The following is an 18,123-nucleotide window of genomic DNA, read 5'->3' as shown; positions in this document are numbered from 1 at the left end:
GGTTCATCGCGGTCGGAGACGAAGACTGCGCAGGTGCCCGGAGAACCTGCGCATGTCCTCGGCCTTGCGGGCCAGGTCCGGCTGCCGGCGCAGCCGGGCCGCGACACCGTAGGCCACGGCCCGCAGGGTGAAGCCGAGCCGGAGCGGGCCGGAGAAGAAGGCGGGCGACGACAGGAGCCGCCCGGCATTGCGCAGGCTGTAGATGGCTGCCAGGCCGTCGAGCCAGCGGGCCGAGCGGGCGCTTCCCGAGCCGCCCTGGAGATGGGTGACGGCGATGTCCGGGCGGTAGGCGACGCGCAGGCCGGCATCGCGCAGGCGGCAGCCCCAGTCCACGTCCTCGCCGTAGAGGAACATCGGGCTCTCCAGGCCGCCGATCGCGGCGATCGCCGAGCGGCGCAGGAGCAGGCAGGCCCCGCAGATCCAGTCGACGTCGAGCGCCCGCGCTCCCCTGGCCTGGCGGCTCGCGAGGTAGAGGCCGCGCAGCCCGAGGCGGCCCGACAGGCCGGCGGCGTGCACCAGGATCGAGAGCGGGCGCGGCTCGTAGCCGGCGTCACCGACCTGATGCGTCCCGTCCGGGAAGGTCAGGCGCGGGCCGACCGCCCCGACATCCGGATGCGCGTCGAGATGGTCCAGGAGGCCCGCGAGCGCGTCCGGGTCGTGCAGGAACGCATCGGGGTTGAGGAGCAGGATCGCGGTGCCGCGCGCGTGCTCCAGCGCGCGCGCGTTGCCGCCCGCGAAGCCGTGATTGGTCGGCTCGGCGATGACCCGAACCCAGGGAAACGCCCGCGCGACGCGCTCCGGCGTCCCGTCGGTGGAGGCGTTGTCGACCAGGATCACCTCGTAGGGGCGTCTCACCCGGCTCGCCGCCAGCAGGTCCAGGCAGGTCTCGATGTCCCGGCCGGCATTGTAGGTGACGATCAGGACGCTGAGGCTGACGGCGCTCACGGACGGTCTCCGTACGCTGCGAGGGATGGGCGACGCCGAGGCGGCTCCGCGCGCGAAGGGCCGCGCGGCGAGGGGACCCGCTCCGGTCGGGCGCGCGCCGCGCCGATCGGGCCCGTCGACGCCACCGCCCGGGACGCCGCGACGGCCCTGCGCCGCTGCGCCGCCCGTACCCCGGCGATCAGCCCGAGGCCGGTGTAGAGCAGCTCGGCGATGCCGAGATTCAGGCGGAAGCCCGGATCGACCAGCCCGTGCAGCAGGTGCGCGATCAGGCCGACCGCGCAGGCGGCCGCGATCGCCGCGAGCGGATCGCCCACCGGCGCGCGGCGGGCGGCGCGGAAGCCCCGGGCGATGCCGATGCCGAAGACCAGCGCGAAGGCCGCGTAGCCGACGACCCCGACCTCGGTGAGGATCAGGATGTGCAGGTTGTGCACCACGTGGTTCGACCGGTCGAACAATCCGGCGAGCCGGGACAGGCCGGTCCTGTCGAGGACCGCGAACTGGTTGCCGAAGTTGTTCAGGCCGACGCCGAAGATCGGGAACTGCTCGAACAGGGCGAGGGCCGCGGCGTTCAGCGGGCCGCGCTGGGCGGCCGAGCCGCCGTCGTCGGCGGTGAGCCGCTCCCAGATCAGCGGGCCGGCGTAGAGCGCCGCGACGGCGCCGACGACCGCCAGCAGGCCGAAGACGATCAGGCTCGTCCGGGAGAACAGGCGGTCGCGATAGACCAGCAGGATCAGGAGGGCGGCCGAGATCGGGAAGGTCAGCCATGACGCGCGCGACAGGGTCAGGACCACGCCGACCAGGGCCGAGACGGCGCCCGCCGCCCCCGCGAGGCGCAGGAGCAGCGGGCCGCGCGACAGGGCCAGCGCCAGGGCGAGCGGCCAGACGAACTCGTAGTAGTAGCCGAGGATGTTCGGGTGGACCTTCAGTCCGCCGGCGCGGCGCTGGGCCGAGAAGTTGATGTTCTCCTCGACGATCTGTTCCTCGCCCAGCACCGACAGGCCGAGTTCCGAGCCCGAGACGTATTGCAGGCCTGCCACCGCGGTCTGGACGAGGCAGAGGGCGCAGATCGCCAGCGCGAGGGTCCGGATGTCGGATTCGGACAGGTTCGAGACCGCGACCGAGACCAGGAAGAGGCCGGCGAAGCGCCACGTGTCGAACCAGAGATAGGCCGGGTCGGTGGCGTTGGAGAGCGAGAGCAGCCCCGCGATCAGGAAGCCGAGCTGCGTCAGCACGAGGGGCCGGTCGAGCCGCAGGCCCGGGGCGTCCTCCCCGAGTCCGGTGAGCTTGGCGACGATCAGCGCCGCGGCCACCAGCAGGGCGACGCTCACCGTCAGGCCGGCGCCGCCGCCGATGCTCGGCAGGTACTGCCCGACGGCCTCGAAATGCTGGAGGAAGCTGACGTCGAGCTTGACCGTCAGCCCGACCGCGAGGGCGACGAGCAGGAGCGGCGTGAGGCGATAGAGCCGCCCGACGATCAGGGCGCCGACCCCGCCGAAGGCCGCCGCGAGGCCTACGACGGCGAATTTGAGCGGCGCCGCGCTCAGGGCGATCGCCCCGGCCGCGGCCGCGAAGCCGATCCCGGCGAGCGGCAGGACCCGCAGCGCGCGGACGGGCGCCGCGCTCATCCGAGCCACCGGTAGAGCCATCGCGGGATCGGCCGCCGCGTGCGGTTCAGGACGACGCCGAGCGGCGCCCCGCCGGCGGCCTTGAGGTCGGCCAGGGCGCGCTGCGCCACGGCCCGACGGGTGCGCTCGGCGCCGATCACCACGATGAAGCCGTCCACGAAGGGGGAGAGCGCGGCGGCGTCGCCGATCTCGGTGATCGGCTCGCAATCCACGATCGCGAGCTCGAAGCGGTCGTCGACGAGCGCCAGGAAATCCTCCACGCGGCCGTCGTCCAGGGTCGCCTGGCGGATGGCCGACGGGCTGCCCGCGGGCACGACGCTGAGGTGGTCGGCGACCGGGTGGACGCCGCGGCTCGGGGCGACCGTGCCGGCGACGATGTCGGCGAAGCCCGGCTGGCCGGTCAGGCCGTAGGCCTCCGCCAGCGACGGGCGGGACCAGTTCGCCTCGATCAGCACGGCGCTGCGGCCCCGCCGGGCGTAGGCGCCGGCGAGTTCACGCGCGAGGGTGCTCACGCCCTCGCCGGGCTGGACCGCGGTGACGCCGACCCGGCGCACGCGCGCCTCGTGCCGGGTGAGCTGGACGAGGGCCGGCTCTAGGATCGCCGGATCGATCTTCGGCGCGATGGCGGCGGCGATCATGCGGCGGCTCCCGTCTGCAGCGGCACCGCGGCCAGCACCGGCACCCGCAGCGAGCGGGCGACCTCCGACGCGCTGCGGTAGGTCTGGGCCAGGATCTCCGCGAGGGCGACGTAGGCCAGGGCGGCGAGCAGGCCGAGACCGGCCGCGAGCCCGAGGATCAGCGGCCGGTTCGGGCCGGAGGGCAGCCGCGGCGGCACGGCGCGCGCCACGAGGGCCGAGGAGGTGACGGCCTGCGCGTCGAGACCCGTGCCGGTCTTCAGAGCGTCGATCCGCTTCTGGGTCTCGGTGATCTCGTCGGTGAGCAGGCCCTTCTGCTGGGTCAGCCGGCCGTAGGCCAGCGCCGCGTCGCTCTGGCCGATGGCCGCCCGGCGGCGACTCTGCTCGATCCCCGTGATGCTCTGGATCTTCTCGGCGAGGATGGCGAGCTTCGCCGTGTCGGCGGCGAGGAGCGCCTGGTACTTCTGCCGGGCCAGGGCCGCGAGGTCCCGATCGAGGCTCACGAACTCGGGAGCGGTCGGCCGGAACCGCACCGCCAGCTCGGCGCGCTTCGTCCGCAGGTCCGCCCAGCGCTGGTCGAAGGCCGTGACCGTCGGGTCCGCGTCGGGCGGCGTTGGCTGCCAGCGGTCGGGTCCGGCCTCGCGGGTGCGCTTGAGCCGGGTCTCGACCACCTCGCGCTCGATCTGCGCCGCCGATTTCTGCTTGGCGAGGTCAGCGAGGGTGCCGAGGTCGTTCTGCTGCTCGATCTCGAAGCTCGCGGTGTTGTTGCCCTTGAGGTAGGTCGAGAGCTGCGCGTCGATGGCGGCGAGGTCGGCCCGGGCGCGCTCCAGCTTGCTCTGGTAGAACGAGGCGGGAGTCTCGTCGGCGTAGACCTCCACGTGGCGGCGCTTGTAGGCGTCGAGCAGCCGGTTCAGCGCCTGGGCGGCGAAGTGCGGGTCCGTCCAGGTGAAGCCCGTGAGGATCACGTCCGTCTCCTTCACGAAGACGACCTTGAACGCCGCGAGGTACGCCTCGTAGAGCTTCTCGTCCGGGGTCAGGTGGCGCAGCAGGCCCACCGCCTCGAACGGGATCCGCACCGTGTCGACGATCCAGGTCTTGACCGCCTTCGCGCTCCGCACGGCCTGACGGCCCTGGTAGATCAGCCAGTCGGTCCAGTCCGCCGGGGGCGGTCCGAGGTCGCCGGTCGGGGTGATCGCCTTCAGCGCCGCGAACTCGTCGCGCACGATGCTGGGATCGCGCAGGATCTCGATCTCGTTGTTCACGTTCTGCGCGCGCTCCGAGAACATGTAGTTCTGGTTCGCGCCGCCCTGGAGCGGGGCGCCCGCCTTCTCGCGGCCGAGACGGATGATCAGCTTGGCGTCGGCCGTGTACTCGGCCGGCGTCAGCAGGAGGTAGATCCCGGCGCCGAGGATCGCCGCGACCAGGATCAGCAGCGCCGGCCGGATGTGCCGGAACAGGGCCGCGAGGGCATCGCGGAGGTCGAAGGCCGGGCCCTCGACCGCGTCGGCGGCGGTCAGGTCGCTCTGCCTCACGTGCCGGACCTCACGGTGGCGCTGGTGGAGGTGCTGGCGGACGGGCCGGTGATGTAGTTCACGCCGAAGCCGGTCCCGTTGAAGAGCAGGATCTGGCGCACCACCAGGTCCACCGCGCGGGCGGTCTTGGCCAGCAGCGAGGGCGGTACGTAGACGGTGGCGTTGGGCGGCACCACGATCGAGTCCGCCAAGCCCGGCTGGCCGATGTCGACGATGCGCACGCTGCCGGCCGCCTCGGCGTCGAAGCGGATGATCCGCACGGCCTCGCCGGCCGCGGTCGGCAGGACGCCGCCGGCCGAGCCCAGGACCTGCGCCAGCGTCCGCGGCCCCTGCAGGGTGACGGGACCCGGCGCGCGGACCTCGCCGAACACCATGGTGTTGGCCGGGACGAGGCTCGCGAGCCGGACGCTGGTCGTCACCGAGGCCAGCTGGTGCTTGTAGGCGGCGTTCAGGCTGCCCATGACCTCGTGGACGGTCCGGCCCGCCGCCTGCACCGGGGGCACCATCGGCAGGTTGATCTTGCCGTCCGGCTCGATCGCCAGGACCTTCACGCGGCCCATGTCGGCCCGCTGGGTGAGGTCGCGGAAATCGTCGGTGACGGTGCGGAACCGGCGCAGCATCAGGGTGACGACCGGATCGATCAGCACGTCGTCGTAGGTGCTCTTGATCAGCGCGGCGGCCGCCTCCGGCGACAGGCCCGCGACCTTGATGCCGTTCTTGCCCGGCAGCGAGATCCGGCCGTCCGGCCGGACGATCACCGTACGGTTGTATTCCGGGTGCGTGCGGAAATCGACGTCGAACTCGTCGTTCGGGTTCAGGCGGTAGGTCGGCTGGACGACGCTGGAATCGATCAGGAACGAGACTTCCAGGTTGTCGCCGACGTTGAGCCGGTAGTTCGCCAGCCCGAGGCGCATGGTCCGCCCGACCTCCTCCTGCGCGGCCGCGACGAGCGCCGCCGGGAGGCCCTCGGTGACCGAGCCGGTCTGAGCCACGTCGAGGCCGGAGCGCGCCGCGCTCTGCGGGCGCCCGGAACTGCAGCCGGCGAGCAGCGGCGCGCAGGCGACGAGCGCGAGCGCGACCGCCGCGGCACCGGATGGCCGGCCTGGCCGCCGTCGCGCGACACCGAGGAACGCAGACAGGGTAAACGCCATCGACCTTCAGCCGCATCCTGCTCGAGTGCGCTCGTCCCATCACAACTCGTGATCGAACCGCGCACCGCGATACAATCGCCAAGCTTGGTTAACGAGGCTTGAACCCGGCTCTCGGCAACTCTATCAGAAGTTGTGTCTGGCAAGCCGTGGCAAAGTGCTGAGCCTCGCCCGCCCCGTAGAGGGGGGCGGGTTCCGGCGCAGGCCGAACGCGTGTGCGCGGCCGGGGCGCCGTCGTTCCCGCCGCCGGCGGGTCGACGCGCGGATCCCGCCGCGGCGGTGCCGTCTCCCGACAAGTCCCGCGCACGCTCCCGCCGATCTAAACCTGTAATCAGAGGGATGCTTGCCCGGATTTAAGAACGTGATCTATAGTTCGACGGTATGGAGCCGTACCGAGCGAGGACGAGAGTTCGGCGAGCCGGCGCTGGGCGCCAGTATCCGGCGCGGCGGAGGCGCGTCACATGTCGGGCGTGAGGCCGGATCTCTTCGCCCGCCTGCACGACGACCTGGAGTCCGGCTTCCGGGAGGACCTCGAGGAGGCCGTGATCGATCCCGCGCGCTGGCCTGACTTGGCCGAGCGCGTCGTGCGGGCGTCCGGCAGCGAGGGCGCCCTCCTTCTGCGCTCCGACCGGACCGGCCTCGAATCGCTCTGCACCGCCTCCCTCGCCGACGCCTCGCGCCGCTACTTCGACGAGGGCTGGCACCGCGACGACCATCGCCTCCGCGGCATCCCGCTCATGCGGACGCGCGGGATCGCGGTCGATCAGGACTTCACCACGCCGGAGGAGATCGCGCGCCTGCCCTTCTACCAGGACCTGCTGGCCTCCCGCGGCCTGCGCTGGTTCGCCGGGATCGGCTTCTCCGTGAAGGGACGCCTGTGGTGCCTCTCCCTGCAACGGACCGTGGAGCAGGGACCGTACGAGTTGCACGAGCAGCGGCGCCTCGCGACCCTGTCGCCGCTCCTGCAGCGCGCGGGCCTGCTGACGTCGATGGTCGAGCGGGCCCGGCTCGCGGGGCTGACGCAGGCCTTCGAGCTGATCGACCGCGCCGCCCTGATCCTCGACGCCGACGGACGGGCGCTCCGCTGGAACGACGCGTTCGGCGCCCTCCTCGGGCGCGACCTGAAGCTCTCGGGCGGCCGCCTCACCGCGGAGGATCCGGACGCCGCGCGGCAGCTCGAAGCCCTGGCGCGGCCCTCCGGCCGCCCGCCGATCTCGGCGGTCGTCGCCGCGCGACGGGACGGGCCGCCGCTCGTGATCCACGTCGTGCCGCTGGTCGGGCCGAGCCGCAGCCTGTTCGCCGGGGCGAGCACGCTGCTCCTCGGGAGCGTGCCCGGGGCCCCGGCCGCGCCCGCGACCGCGATCCTCCAGGCGGCCTATCGGCTGACCCCGGCGGAGGCGCGCCTCGCCCAGGCGCTGTCGAGCGGAATCTCGCTGGCCGAAGCCGCTTCGCGATTCGCGATCACCGCGGCGACCGCGCGCTCGCAGCTGAAGGCGATCTTCGCCAAGACCGGAGCGACGCGCCAGTCGGATCTCGTGCGGCTCGTGGCCGGGCTCGCGCGCTGAGGGATCACGGTTCCGAGAGGCGCGCGGCCCTGCCGCGTCGGCGCCGGAACGGGTGGGGCCGGCCGCCGGTTGCCGCAGGAACGACAGGAGATGTCTCGATGACGAATCGGATCGCACTCGTTTCCGCCCTGGCCGTCGCGGGCCTGCTGGCCGGCGCGCCCGCCCAGGCGAAGGGCTGCCTCAAGGGCGCCGTGGTCGGCGGCGTCGCCGGGCACATGGCCGGACACGGCAAGATGGGCGCGGCCGCGGGCTGCGCGATCGGTCACCACAACGCCAACAAGAAGGCCAAGCAGGGCTGACTGTTCCGACGCCGTCTACTTTGACGGCGATCGGATCGGCCAAAGGGTGATGACCAAGTCATCGCCGCTTCTCCGAAGCCGGATTCCCAGCGGAATCCGGCTTCGCTGCGTTCTGGGCCATGGCGCCAGCGAGATCGGTTCGCGCGGCACCTGACCTTCTCACCCAGATGACGGGACCGTCGGCGCGGCGTCCGCCGACCCGGACCGCCCGCGCGTCCACGTCTCCAGTCGCTCTCGCTCCACCCTTTCGCACCGCGTCGCGCTCGGCCCCCCGCCCGCAAGCCCCGCGCAAGCCGGCCGTTGACCTTACTTTCGAGCTATTCTAATTAAGAACTGTGGAGGGCGCGCCGCCGAGGCGGTCCCCTCCCTCCGAGATGCCCGATGGAGAGACCCGATGGCCGGTTCCGCGAACGCCGCTTGCGAAAGCTGCCGCTTCTTCGACGATCACAAGCTCAACGGTGCCCAGGCGCAGGGTGACGAGGGCCTCTGCCGCTTCAATCCGCCGGTCAGCCAGCCGGCCCCCGAGTCGAAGGGCCTCTGGCCGGTCGTGGCCTCGAAGGACTGGTGCGGCCACTTCACGGCCGAGATGTCCGCCGCCGAGTAAGTCATCGCATCCTCGAGCCGTGCGGGATCTGCGCCGAGGCGCCGGTCCCGCCGAGGCTCCGCCACCCTCCGCGGGATCGAGCCGCGCCCGGCTCGTGCGGGCAGATTGCCGGAGCCGCGCCGCCTCGCGTAACCTGCGGCCGTGACAGACGTGATACGCCCGGCCACGGAGGCCGACCTTCCCGCCATCGCGGCGATCTACGGCGACGCCGTCGCCTCCAGCACGGCCAGCTTCGAGACGGAGCCGCCGACGCTGGCCGAGATGACGCGCCGCTTCGAGGTGCTGCGCGCGGGCGGCTTTCCCTACCTCGTGGCCGAACGGGACGGCGCGGTCGCGGGCTACGCCTATGCCGGCCCCTATCACCAGCGCGCCGCCTATCGCTCGACCCTCGAGGATTCGATTTACGTCGCCCGGACGGCCCGCGGCGGCGGGGTCGGCCGGCGCCTGCTCGCCGCCCTGATCGCGGCGAGCGAGCAGATCGACTGCCGGACCCTGGTCGCCATCATCGCCGAGAGCGGCTCACCCGCCTCGATCGCGCTGCACGCGAGCCTCGGCTTCACGCCCGTCGGAACGCTCGCGGGAGTCGGCCACAAGCACGGGCGCTGGCTCGACGTGACGCTCATGCAGCGCAGCCTCGGACCCGGCCGCAGCCTTCCGCCGACCCGGATCTGACCGTCCAACGCGCACCGATCCCAGTATCGCCGGGTCGATTCCCGTCCAGAGTCCCGGCTGAGTTGTCATGATGCGGACAACTTCGCGCGGGAGAGGGCGGGCATGACGCGCACGCCGTCCGGTTCTCGGCGCGGGCGCGATGACGCGGAGGGAGCGATCCTTCCTGCGCGGAAGCGGCACACGCGAGGACGGGCGGTCAAGGCTCCATCACGACTCGCGAGGGATGGGAGTTCGGGTATGCGGTTTACATCGATCGGTCGCCGGGTTGCGCCGCTCGCGATCCTGGCGCTCTCGGCGCTGGCGGGCACGGCCCAGGCCAAGACGCCGACCGATCCCAGCGGCACCTATCTCACCGAGGACGGCCGCGCGCGCGTGCGCCTCGAGAAGTGCGGGACCGCGGGTGACCGGCTGTGCGGATACGTGGTCTGGCTGAAGGTCCCGCTAAACGACAAGGGCGAGCCGCGGATCGACTTCAAGAACCCCGATCCCAAGAAGCAGGCCCGGCCGTCCCTCGGACACCAGCTGATCCTGGGCCTGAAGCCGAATGCCGACGCCCATTACGAGGGCAAGATCTACAATTCCGAGGACGGCAAGTCCTACGACGTCACCATCTGGACCGAGACGGCCGGCGAGCTGACGGTGCGCGGCTGCCTGATCGCGTTCCTGTGCAAGTCGCAGACCTGGACCAAGGTGACCGATCTCGCGCCGGGCCAGCTCCCCGGCCCGACCAACGGTGCGAACGGTCCGCGCAGCGATCCCGAATACGCCACCGCCGCCCCGAAGCCGACCGCCAAGGCCGGCGCGAAGCCGACTCAGAAGCCGGCCGCCGAGGCGCCCAAGGAGGAGTGACCGGCGCGGACCCGCGCGTGGCCGGCCCTCACTCGGCCAGGGCCGCGTAGGTCAAGACGCGCAGCTCGCGCCGGATCGGCAGGGCCGAGGACGGGACGAGCTGCGTCATGAGCACCACCGACAGGTCCTCGGCCGGGTCGATCCAGAACGCCGTCGAGGCGAGGCCGCCCCAGGCGACCTCGCCGGGCGTGCCGAGGATCTGGGCCCGGGCGGGGTCGAGCATCACCGAGAAGCCCAGGCCGAAGCCGATGCCGGTGTAGGAGGTCTCGGCGAAGCGCGGCGTGCCCATCGCGGCCAGGTCGCTCGGCAGGTGGTTCGCCAGCATCAGGTCGACCGTCTTGCGGCCCAGCAGGCGCGCGCCGTCGAGGGTGCCCCGGTTGAGGATCATCCGGCAGAAGCGCTGATAGTCCGCCGCCGTCGAGACGAGGCCGCCGCCGCCCGACGCGATGGCGGGCGGGCGCGCGAAGGCCGTGTCCACGGAATCGTCGAACAGGCGCAGCTGCCGCGCGCGGTCGTACGCGTAGGTGGCGCAGAAGCGCGGCATCAGCTCGGGCCGCACGTGGAAGTCGGTATCGACCATGCCGAGAGGCCCGATCACCGCTTCGCGGAGGTGGTCGGCGAACGGGCGGCCGGTCAGCGCGGCCACGTACTGGCCGAGCACGTCGGTGGCGACGCTGTAGTTCCAGGCGCTGCCCGGCTGGGCGAGGAGCGGCAGCTTCGCGACCCGCGCGGTCATCTCGGCGAGGGAGCCCTCGCGCGCCAGGAAGTCGACGCCCTGCTCGCGGTACTGCGCGTCGACCAGGGTCGCCTCCATGAAGCCGTAGGTCAGCCCGGCCGTGTGGGTCAGCAGGTCCCGCACGGTGATCGCCCGGCGGGCCGGCTCGGTCTCGAGCTTCGCCCGGTTGCCGCCCACGGCGACGCGCATCTCGGCGAACTCGGGCAGGACCCGGGAGATCGGATCGTCGAGCTGGAACAGGCCCTGCTCGTAGAGCTGCATCACCGCCACCGAGGTCAGCGGCTTGGTCATCGAGTAGATCCGGGTGACCGTGTCGAGGGTGAACGGCGTTGCCCGGGCGAGGTCGGCCTGCCCGCAGGCGCGCGCGAAGGCGATGCGCCCGCGCCGCGCCACGGTGACCGACAGTCCGGCCAGCCGGCCGTCGCCGACGAGGCGGTCCATCCACGGCACGATCCGGGCGAGCCCCTCCGGGCTGAACCCGGCGCCGGTCGGATCGGTCTCGGTCAGCGCGGTCATGCGGTCTCCTCGTGGTGGCTTTCCGCGAACGTAGAAGCGGCGGGGGACGAAATCACCAGCCCATCGTTCCGGGACCGCCCTTGAACGGGCCGACGATGCCGGGCGTGATCCAGCCACCGTAGAAGTTTCCCGGTTGCGGGGTCACCGGGTCCGCCCCGACGAAGCAGGCGTCCATGGGGCCGGCGTAGAACGCGACGTAGCCGGCGATCGCGCGGAAATCCGGGGTCGGATCCGGGTAGGCCCAGGCCGCCCCGGGCACGAGACGGTCGCCGCCGCGCACGTCGAACAGGACCGCCTGTCCCTTCCACTCGCAGATCCCGCCGCGCCGCCGGTTCACGAGCGTCCCGTCCGCGATGTCGGCGGGCGGCAGGTAGTAGGTCGGCGGGTGCGAGGTCTCGAGCACCCGGAACCCGGAGCCCGTCTCGGCGATGACGCGGCCGCCGAGCACGACCCGCAGCCGGTCCGGGACGGATTCGAGCCGGGGCGGCCGCGGATAGTCCCAGACGCTCTCCTCGCCGGGTCTGACCGGATCGGGGACGGGCCGGAAGGGCGATCCGCGCATGGAGAACCTCGTGCTGTGCCGCTTCGGATCCAGATAGGGCAGTGCTGCCGGCGTTTGTCGTCCGGCGCGCCCGTGCTAGCCCGTCGCCGACACTCGAGCCCGGGATCGCCCGCGATGGACATCGCCCTCTTCCTCGACTTCGACGGCACGCTCGCCGAGATCGCGCCGCGTCCGGACGCCGTGCGGGTCGAGCCCGGCCTCGTGGAGGATCTGGAGCGGCTCCGGGCGCGACTCGACGGCGCCCTCGCCATCGTCACCGGCCGGCCGGTCACGGTGATCGACGGCTTCCTGGCGCCGTCCCGGTTGGATGCGGCCGGTCTCCACGGCGTCGAGCGTCGGGTCGCCGGCGCGCTCACGGGCGGCCGCGCGGAGGACCATCCGGATCTGCGCCGGCAGGTCGCGCGACTGCAGGCCGAGACCGCCGCGCTCGCGCAGGTCCTGATCGAGGACAAGGGCGCCTCGGTGGCGGTCCACTGGCGGCTCGCGAACCCGGACGATGCCCTGCGGGCCGAGACGCTGGTGAAGGGCGCGGCCGAGGCGCTCGGCGCCGAGTACCGCCTGCAGCTCGGCAAGGCGGTCGGCGAGATCGTCCCCGCGCAGGCCACCAAGGCCCACGCGATCCGCGCCTTCATGGCGCAGGCGCCCTACGCCGGACGGGTCCCCGTCTTCTTCGGTGACGACCGCACCGACGAGATCGCCTTCGCGTCGATCAACGAGGACGGCGGCGTCGCGGTGCGCGTCGGTGACGGCGAGACCGTCGCCCGGCGGCGCCTGCCCGACCCCGCCGCCGTCCGTGCCCTGCTCAGCAACTGGGCTGCCGGTGGCGCGATCGACCCGGACGCGCTGCCGCCGGCCTGACGCGCCGCGCCGTTCAGGGGAGGTCGCGATGTCGGGGCGTTCCGTCACGGGCTGGCCGCGCCTGCTGCTGCGGCTGGAGGGGGGCTGCATCCTGGTCGCCGCCCTGCTCGCCTATGGCTGGCTCGGGCCGTCGTGGTGGCTCTTCGCGGCGCTGCTCTTCGTCCCCGACCTGAGCATGCTGGGCTACGCGGCCGGTCCCGTGGTCGGCGCTGTGCTCTACAACGCGGCCCACACGCTCGCGCTGCCGCTCGTCGGCCTGTCCCTGGCGATCGCTTCGGGCCGCCCCGAGGCCGTCGGGCCGGTCCTCATCTGGCTGGCCCATATCGGCCTCGACCGCGCCCTCGGTTACGGTCTCAAATACGGCAGCGGCTTCGGAGATACCCATCTCGGCGTGATCGGCCGGGCGCGTGACAAGACGATCGCGCAATCCTGAGCGGCGGATGCCGCCGATTGGGACTTGCCCGCGCGGTGTCGCGCGGCCGATGAATCGCCGGAGCCGTGCTGGACCCGAGTCCCGTCGCGGCGGGCCAGAGAGCAGGGGCAAGTTGCGATGTTCGAGTTTCCGGTTCTGGTCGGCGACATCGGCGGGACGAACGCGCGGTTCGGTCTGATCGAGACGTCCGGCGACCAGCCCCGCCTCCTCGCCCACGAGGCGACCGCCGACCATCCCGATCCGTCGAGCGCCATCAAGGCGTCGCTCGCCAAGGGTGGCGGCCCGGCACCGCGCTCGGCGATCCTGGCGATCGCCGGCCGGGTCGACGGGCCGGAGATCCAGCTGACGAACGCGCACTGGAAGATCGCGGGCCAGCGCATCGCCGAGGATTTCGGGCTCTCCTCGGCGACGGTGGTCAACGACTACGTGCCGGTGGCGGCCGGCGCCGCCGATATCGAGCCCCACGACCTCACGCCGGTCGGCCCCTGTCCCCCCGTGCCCGGCGGCGCCCGCGTGGTGCTGGGCCCCGGCACCGGGTTCGGCGCGGCCGCGCTGGTCCCCTATGCGGCGCATCTCGCCATCGTCTCCACCGAGGTCGGCCACACCGATATCGGCCCGGCCGACGCCTTCGAGGAGAAGGTCTGGCACGCGCTGGAGCGGGTCGAGGACCGGATCACCGTGGAGACGGTGCTGTCGGGACCGGGCCTGTCGCGGCTCCACGCGGCCGTCGCCCATGTCCGGACCGGGCAGCCGCACGAGAAGATCGAGCCGGCCGCGGTCACCGAGGCCGGTCTGAACGCCACCGATCCGCACGCCGCGGAGACGCTCGCGCTGTTCGGCCGGGTGCTCGGACGCGTCTGCGGCGACCTCGCTCTGACCTTCCTGGCGACGAGCGGGGTCTATATCGGCGGGGGCATCGCGCCCCGGATCCTCAAGGTGCTGGAGGAGAGCGGCTTCCGCACCGCCTTCGAGAAGAAGGCGCCCTTCGCCGCCATGATGCGCCAGATCCCGACCAGCGTGATCACCGTCCACGACCCCGCTTTCCGGGGCCTGGCGGCCCTGGCGAACGAGGGCGCCAAGTTCGTCTACCACGGGCAGGTGTGGCGGAAGGGGGCGTGAGCGCCCGCGGCGGCGTCGGCCGGGCGCGGAGCGAGGCCGGACGGCTCCGCTCCGCGCGCGTCCCGCTGTCGCGCCGGGCCCGCCCTCAGGCCGCCGCCAGCGGCTTCGAGACCTCCTCCAGGGACTTGCCCTCCGCGGCGGTGCCCCAGATGCCTCCGACGACCGCCGCGATGAGCATCAGCACCGCGCCGAGGCCGTAGCCGAACAGCACCCAGTCGCGCGAGCCGGTCTCGACCAGCGTGCCGAACAGGAGCGGGCCCGAGACGCCGCCGATGCCGGTGCCGACCGCGTAGAAGGCCGCGATGGCGAGCGCCCGGATCTCCAGCGGGAACGTCTCGGAGACCGTGAGATAGGCCGAGCTCGCCGCCGCCGAGGCGAAGAAGAACACCACCATCCAGGCCGCGGTCTGGCCGACCGACCCGAGCAGTTCGAGGCGGAACAGCAGTCCGACCGCGGCGAGCAGCAGCGCCGAGATGCCGTACGTGAAGGCGATCATCTTGCGCCGACCGATCGTGTCGAACAGCCGCCCGAGCAGCAGCGGGCCGAGGAACGAGCCGAGCGCGAAGGGCAGCAGGTACCAGCCGACATGGTTGCCGGGCACCTGATAGAAGCGCTCCAGCACCAGCGCGTAGGTGAAGAACAGCGCGTTGTAGAAGAAGGCCTGCGCGATCATCAGCGCGAGGCCGACCATGGTCTCCTTGCGGCTCGTCACGAACAGCGCCTTGAACACCTCGGAGAGCGGGGTGTGGTCGCGGGTGCGGACCTTCATGCGCTTGCTCTCGTCCACCGGCGGCAGGGTCACGCCCTCGTCGGTGAAGCGCTTCTCGATGTTGGTGACGACGCGGTCGGCCTCCGCCGCGTAGCCGTGGGTCGCGAGCCAGCGCGGGCTCTCGGGGATCCAGGTGCGCAGCAGCAGGATCACGAGGCCGATGGCGCCGCCGGTGAAGAAGGCGACGCGCCAGCCCCAGGCCGGGTCGATCACCTCGGGCTTGAGGAGCACGATCGACATGAACGAGCCGAGCGCCGCGCCGATCCAGAACGAGCCGTTGATGACGAGGTTGGTCCAGCCGCGGACGCGGGCCGGGACCAGCTCCTGGATGGTCGAGTTGATCGCCGTGTACTCGCCGCCGATCCCTGCGCCCGTGAGGAAGCGGAAGAAGCAGAAGCTCCAGATGTTCCAAGACAGGCCGGTGGCCGCCGTGGCGACGAGGTAGAGGGCGAGCGTGACGAAGAACAGCTTCTTCCGGCCGATCCGGTCGGTGAGCCAGCCGAAGCCGATCGCGCCGGTCACGGCGCCCACGAGATAGCAGGAGGCGGCGAGCCCGACGTCGAACTCCGAGAACGACATCGGCGGCTGGCGCAGCGCGCCCACCAGGGAGCCGGCGAGCGTCACCTCGAGGCCGTCCAGCACCCAGGTGATGCCGAGCGCCACGATCACGAGGACGTGGAAGCGGCCCCAGGGCAGCCGGTCCAGGCGCGCGGAGATGTCGGTGTCGATCACGCGGCCGATCTCCGCGCGCTCCGGCGTCCCGGATCCCCCCTCGACCTTGCTCGCCATGTCCGCGTGTCCTCCCAATTCACCTGTTTAACCGTGCCTGGACAGCGGGCATTTACCGCGACTGTAGGCAGGTGTTGGGAACGGGTTGGAAATCGATTCGGTTCGATTTCGTCTTCACGTGCGCGGCGCAGAACAGGGAGGTCCACGCGGTGCCCCTCCCATGCCTTCCAGTCCCGCCCGTCCCCGCCGATCCTGGCCCCGCTACGCCCTGCTGGCCGCGATGACGCTCGGCGGCCTCGCGACCGTCCCCACCGAGGGCGCGGACCGGCACCTCGAACGGCCCAAGCCCCGCGTCGCGATCCAGGCGGCCGAGCGCTGGCGCCTGCGGCCGACCGAGCCCGTCGTGGCGGCGACGACCGGCAGCATCCGCAAGCGGGCGGAGACCGCGATCCCTGAGGATCGGCGCAACGTCCGCCTCGTCTACCCGGCGCTGATCGAGGCGCGCTGACCGAGCCGGCGCCCGACCCATCTCGACGATCCGGATCCCGTCAGGCACAGCGCCTGCTTCGCCCGCGCGTGGACGGGCGAAGCGGTACGGTGCGGAGGATGCTGATGGCGGAGGCGATCGCCCTGGTCGGGTGCAAGGGGCCGGATCAGGAGGCGGAGTACCTGCGGATCCTCTCGGCGGCCATGCCCGAGGAGCGCCTGATCCCGTTCCGCTCGATGGACGACGCGGCCCGGGCGGCGGCACGGGTCGCCGTCGTGGCCAACCCCGATCCGGCCGAGGTCGCGGCGCTGCCGGGGCTCGTCTGGGTGCAGAGCCTCTGGGCCGGGGTCGAGAAGCTCGTCGGCGCCTTCGACCGGCCGCTGCCGATCGTCCGCCTCGTCGACCGCGAGATGGCCCGCACCATGGCCGAGGCCGTGCTGGCCTGGACCTACTATCTCCAGCGCGACATGCCGGCCTACGCCCGCCAGCAGAGGGACCGGGTCTGGCGCCCGCACGCCTACCGCAAGCCGTCCGACACCACGGTCGGCCTGCTCGGCCTCGGGGCGCTCGGGACCGCGGCGGCGGAGCGGCTCACCGGAGCCGGCTTCCGCGTCGTCGGCTGGAGCCGCAGCCCCAAGGCGGTGCCGGACCTCGAGACGTTCCACGGCGCCGACGGCCTCCCGGCGATGCTCGGCCGGTGCGACATCCTCGTCTGCCTCGTGCCGCTGACGCCGGAGACGCGGGGCCTCGTGAACGCCGAGCGCCTCGCCGCCCTGAAGCCCGGCGCCGCGCTGATCAACTTCGCCCGCGGACCGATCGTCGTCACCGAGGACCTGATCGCCGCCCTGGACAAGGGCCACCTCGCCCACGCCGTGCTCGACGTCTTCGCGGTCGAGCCCCTGCCGGCGGAGTCGCCGCTGTGGTCGCATCCCGGCGTGACGGTGCTGCCGCACGTCTCGGGGCCGACCGACATGGATTCGGCGGCCGCCACGGTGGCGGCCAACCTGCGGGCCTACCGGCGGACCGGCCAGGTGCCGGACGGCGTCGACGCAGCGCGCGGATACTAGGGCGCGTGCCTCACAGCTTCGGGAATGTCGCCGCGAGGTGGTCGATCAGCACCCGCACGGCCGGCGGCAGCCCGCGCCGGGTCGTGAAGACGATGTGCACGATGCCGGGCTGACCCTGCCAGTCCGGGTAGACGGGCACGAGCCGGCCGGCCGCGACGGCATCGGTGCAGGCGTGGTCGGGCAGGAACGCGACCCCGAGGCCGTCGGCCGCCGCGTCGCACAGCGCGGCGAAGTCGCCGCAGGTCAGGCGCGGCTCGTGGCGCAGGGTGAAGATCGTGCCGTCCCGGTGCTCCAGCCGCCACTCCGCCTCGCCGGGATCGTCGCGGGTGCCGAGGGTCGGGACCGCGCCGAGCGCGGCGATGTCGGGGCCGAGGCCGCGCGCGATCCGCGGCGCGGCGACCAGGATCCACCGCGAGGTTCCGAGCGTGCGCATGGTCAGCGACGCGTCGCTCGTCAGGTCCCGTCGGACCCGCAGCGCCACGTCGATCCGCTCCTCGATCAGGTCGACGGGCCGATCGGTCACGACCAGCTGCAGCCGCACCTTCGGGTATCGGACGAGGAAGCCGCGGACGCGCGCCGCGACGATGTCGGCGAGCCCCGTCGGACAGCTCATGCGGATCCGCCCGTGCGGCTCGATCTGCGCCTCCGCGACGAGCGCCTCGGCCCGCTCCGCCTCGAGCATCATCGCCCGGCAGCGCTCGTAGAACCCCTGGCCGACCTCGGTCACGCGGAAGCGCCGGCTCGACCGCTCGATCAGGCGGGCGCCCAGGCGCGCCTCCAGGGCCGCGATGCGGCGGCTCAGCTTCGACTTCGGCTGGTGCAGCGCCCGGCCGGCCGCGGCGAAGCCGCCGTGCGCGACGACCTCGGCGAAGTAGACGTAGTCGTTGAGATCGGCGCGGACCATCGTTCCTCCTGTGGAACGCTGGGTGCCACAATCGCCGACTACCCGCACCATCGTTCCGGCGGCATCTCT

19 protein-coding genes are annotated in these 18,123 nt (G+C 72.5%); 10 read left to right on the top strand and 9 right to left on the bottom strand.

Annotated features, from left to right (window positions below; translation table 11 throughout):
• Positions 1-3: 3 nt before the first annotated feature.
• From BM419_RS05450 to BM419_RS05430, 5 genes are read right to left on the bottom strand one after another with little or no spacing between them, the layout of a single operon-like run.
• The gene (locus BM419_RS05450) at positions 4-945 is read right to left on the bottom strand and encodes a glycosyltransferase family 2 protein (RefSeq protein WP_091925287.1); all 942 of its coding nucleotides are present in this window, start codon (positions 943-945) and stop codon (positions 4-6) included.
• Entirely contained in the window at positions 942-2,570 is a 1,629-nt protein-coding gene (locus BM419_RS05445) for an O-antigen ligase family protein (protein WP_091925284.1), read from the bottom strand. The genes BM419_RS05450 and BM419_RS05445 overlap by 4 nt, the downstream gene beginning before the upstream one ends.
• Positions 2,567-3,208 carry a CpsD/CapB family tyrosine-protein kinase gene (locus BM419_RS05440; RefSeq protein WP_091925281.1) on the bottom strand — a complete coding sequence of 214 codons (642 nt, stop codon included), beginning with the start codon at positions 3,206-3,208 and terminating at the stop codon, positions 2,567-2,569. Before BM419_RS05440 ends, BM419_RS05445 begins: the two co-directional genes overlap by 4 nt.
• Positions 3,205-4,737, bottom strand: coding sequence for a GumC family protein (locus tag BM419_RS05435; RefSeq protein ID WP_091925278.1), 1,533 nt, complete (start codon positions 4,735-4,737; stop codon positions 3,205-3,207). Before BM419_RS05435 ends, BM419_RS05440 begins: the two co-directional genes overlap by 4 nt.
• Positions 4,734-5,888 (bottom strand): polysaccharide biosynthesis/export family protein, encoded by a 1,155-nt coding sequence (locus BM419_RS05430; RefSeq protein ID WP_091679028.1) that lies wholly within the window; start codon positions 5,886-5,888, stop codon positions 4,734-4,736. Before BM419_RS05430 ends, BM419_RS05435 begins: the two co-directional genes overlap by 4 nt.
• Before the next feature lie 458 nt (positions 5,889-6,346).
• Between BM419_RS05430 and BM419_RS05425 the strand changes: the two genes are divergently transcribed.
• The 5 genes from BM419_RS05425 (at position 6,347) to BM419_RS05405 (ending at position 9,874) form a co-directional block, all read left to right on the top strand.
• Entirely contained in the window at positions 6,347-7,450 is a 1,104-nt protein-coding gene (locus tag BM419_RS05425) for a helix-turn-helix transcriptional regulator (RefSeq protein WP_091925275.1), read from the top strand.
• A gap of 98 nt (positions 7,451-7,548) precedes the next feature.
• Positions 7,549-7,749 carry a hypothetical protein gene (locus BM419_RS05420; protein WP_012322375.1) on the top strand — a complete coding sequence of 67 codons (201 nt, stop codon included), beginning with the start codon at positions 7,549-7,551 and terminating at the stop codon, positions 7,747-7,749.
• A 394-nt stretch (positions 7,750-8,143) separates the two neighbouring features.
• Positions 8,144-8,353 (top strand): hypothetical protein, encoded by a 210-nt coding sequence (locus tag BM419_RS05415; protein ID WP_020090567.1) that lies wholly within the window; start codon positions 8,144-8,146, stop codon positions 8,351-8,353.
• 141 nt (positions 8,354-8,494) lie between these two features.
• Positions 8,495-9,025, top strand: coding sequence for a GNAT family N-acetyltransferase (locus tag BM419_RS05410; RefSeq protein WP_020090566.1), 531 nt, complete (start codon positions 8,495-8,497; stop codon positions 9,023-9,025).
• A 237-nt stretch (positions 9,026-9,262) separates the two neighbouring features.
• On the top strand, positions 9,263-9,874 hold the full coding sequence (locus tag BM419_RS05405) for a DUF2147 domain-containing protein (RefSeq protein ID WP_091925272.1): 612 nt from the start codon (positions 9,263-9,265) through the stop codon (positions 9,872-9,874).
• A 28-nt stretch (positions 9,875-9,902) separates the two neighbouring features.
• Here BM419_RS05405 and BM419_RS05400 read toward each other — a convergent pair whose 3' ends face one another.
• Complete coding sequence (locus BM419_RS05400; protein WP_091925269.1) at positions 9,903-11,126, bottom strand: serine hydrolase domain-containing protein; 1,224 nt, start codon at positions 11,124-11,126, stop codon at positions 9,903-9,905.
• Between the two features lie 52 nt (positions 11,127-11,178).
• A complete protein-coding gene (locus BM419_RS05395) occupies positions 11,179-11,688 on the bottom strand; it encodes a DUF427 domain-containing protein (RefSeq protein ID WP_091679018.1) in 510 nt (169 codons plus the stop codon).
• 114 nt (positions 11,689-11,802) lie between these two features.
• Between BM419_RS05395 and otsB the strand changes: the two genes are divergently transcribed.
• The 3 genes from otsB to BM419_RS05380 all read left to right on the top strand — a co-directional run bounded on the left by otsB (position 11,803) and on the right by BM419_RS05380 (position 14,098).
• Positions 11,803-12,546 carry a trehalose-phosphatase gene (otsB, locus tag BM419_RS05390; protein WP_091925265.1) on the top strand — a complete coding sequence of 248 codons (744 nt, stop codon included), beginning with the start codon at positions 11,803-11,805 and terminating at the stop codon, positions 12,544-12,546.
• 28 nt (positions 12,547-12,574) lie between these two features.
• A complete protein-coding gene (locus tag BM419_RS05385) occupies positions 12,575-12,979 on the top strand; it encodes a DUF4260 domain-containing protein (protein ID WP_056531849.1) in 405 nt (134 codons plus the stop codon).
• A 117-nt stretch (positions 12,980-13,096) separates the two neighbouring features.
• Positions 13,097-14,098, top strand: coding sequence for a glucokinase (locus tag BM419_RS05380; protein WP_020090560.1), 1,002 nt, complete (start codon positions 13,097-13,099; stop codon positions 14,096-14,098).
• A gap of 85 nt (positions 14,099-14,183) precedes the next feature.
• Here BM419_RS05380 and BM419_RS05375 read toward each other — a convergent pair whose 3' ends face one another.
• The gene (locus BM419_RS05375) at positions 14,184-15,656 is read right to left on the bottom strand and encodes an MFS transporter (RefSeq protein ID WP_091925262.1); all 1,473 of its coding nucleotides are present in this window, start codon (positions 15,654-15,656) and stop codon (positions 14,184-14,186) included.
• Positions 15,657-15,816: 160 nt separating this feature from the next.
• On the opposite strand from BM419_RS05375, the gene BM419_RS05370 reads away from it, so the two are divergent.
• Positions 15,817-16,104 carry a hypothetical protein gene (locus tag BM419_RS05370; RefSeq protein WP_244540702.1) on the top strand — a complete coding sequence of 96 codons (288 nt, stop codon included), beginning with the start codon at positions 15,817-15,819 and terminating at the stop codon, positions 16,102-16,104.
• A 104-nt stretch (positions 16,105-16,208) separates the two neighbouring features.
• On the top strand, positions 16,209-17,150 hold the full coding sequence (locus BM419_RS05365) for a 2-hydroxyacid dehydrogenase (protein WP_091679008.1): 942 nt from the start codon (positions 16,209-16,211) through the stop codon (positions 17,148-17,150).
• Between the two features lie 10 nt (positions 17,151-17,160).
• On the opposite strand, the gene BM419_RS05360 is transcribed toward BM419_RS05365, so the two are convergent.
• Complete coding sequence (locus tag BM419_RS05360) at positions 17,161-18,054, bottom strand: LysR substrate-binding domain-containing protein (RefSeq protein WP_029358057.1); 894 nt, start codon at positions 18,052-18,054, stop codon at positions 17,161-17,163.
• Positions 18,055-18,123: the final 69 nt, after the last annotated feature.

Origin of the sequence: Methylobacterium sp. yr668 (genome assembly GCF_900116245.1) — a bacterium.
Lineage (GTDB): Bacteria > Pseudomonadota > Alphaproteobacteria > Rhizobiales > Beijerinckiaceae > Methylobacterium.
The sequence above is the reverse complement of the archived record's forward strand: the minus strand, read 5'-3'. Positions and strand labels throughout refer to the sequence as shown.

What these genes read in the sequence shown, in the direction of transcription:
- BM419_RS05360 (WP_029358057.1), bottom strand. Translation starts at nt 18,054, where the DNA reads ATGGTCCGCGCCGATCTCAACGACTACGTCTACTTCGCCGAGGTCGTC.
- BM419_RS05420 (WP_012322375.1), top strand. Translation starts at nt 7,549, where the DNA reads ATGACGAATCGGATCGCACTCGTTTCCGCCCTGGCCGTCGCGGGCCTG.
- BM419_RS05385 (WP_056531849.1), top strand. Translation starts at nt 12,575, where the DNA reads ATGTCGGGGCGTTCCGTCACGGGCTGGCCGCGCCTGCTGCTGCGGCTG.
- BM419_RS05375 (WP_091925262.1), bottom strand. Translation starts at nt 15,656, where the DNA reads ATGGCGAGCAAGGTCGAGGGGGGATCCGGGACGCCGGAGCGCGCGGAG.
- BM419_RS05415 (WP_020090567.1), top strand. Translation starts at nt 8,144, where the DNA reads ATGGCCGGTTCCGCGAACGCCGCTTGCGAAAGCTGCCGCTTCTTCGAC.
- BM419_RS05445 (WP_091925284.1), bottom strand. Translation starts at nt 2,570, where the DNA reads ATGAGCGCGGCGCCCGTCCGCGCGCTGCGGGTCCTGCCGCTCGCCGGG.
- BM419_RS05440 (WP_091925281.1), bottom strand. Translation starts at nt 3,208, where the DNA reads ATGATCGCCGCCGCCATCGCGCCGAAGATCGATCCGGCGATCCTAGAG.
- BM419_RS05365 (WP_091679008.1), top strand. Translation starts at nt 16,209, where the DNA reads ATGGCGGAGGCGATCGCCCTGGTCGGGTGCAAGGGGCCGGATCAGGAG.
- otsB (WP_091925265.1), top strand. Translation starts at nt 11,803, where the DNA reads ATGGACATCGCCCTCTTCCTCGACTTCGACGGCACGCTCGCCGAGATC.
- BM419_RS05405 (WP_091925272.1), top strand. Translation starts at nt 9,263, where the DNA reads ATGCGGTTTACATCGATCGGTCGCCGGGTTGCGCCGCTCGCGATCCTG.
- BM419_RS05425 (WP_091925275.1), top strand. Translation starts at nt 6,347, where the DNA reads ATGTCGGGCGTGAGGCCGGATCTCTTCGCCCGCCTGCACGACGACCTG.
- BM419_RS05395 (WP_091679018.1), bottom strand. Translation starts at nt 11,688, where the DNA reads ATGCGCGGATCGCCCTTCCGGCCCGTCCCCGATCCGGTCAGACCCGGC.
- BM419_RS05380 (WP_020090560.1), top strand. Translation starts at nt 13,097, where the DNA reads ATGTTCGAGTTTCCGGTTCTGGTCGGCGACATCGGCGGGACGAACGCG.
- BM419_RS05370 (WP_244540702.1), top strand. Translation starts at nt 15,817, where the DNA reads ATGCCTTCCAGTCCCGCCCGTCCCCGCCGATCCTGGCCCCGCTACGCC.
- BM419_RS05400 (WP_091925269.1), bottom strand. Translation starts at nt 11,126, where the DNA reads ATGACCGCGCTGACCGAGACCGATCCGACCGGCGCCGGGTTCAGCCCG.
- BM419_RS05430 (WP_091679028.1), bottom strand. Translation starts at nt 5,888, where the DNA reads ATGGCGTTTACCCTGTCTGCGTTCCTCGGTGTCGCGCGACGGCGGCCA.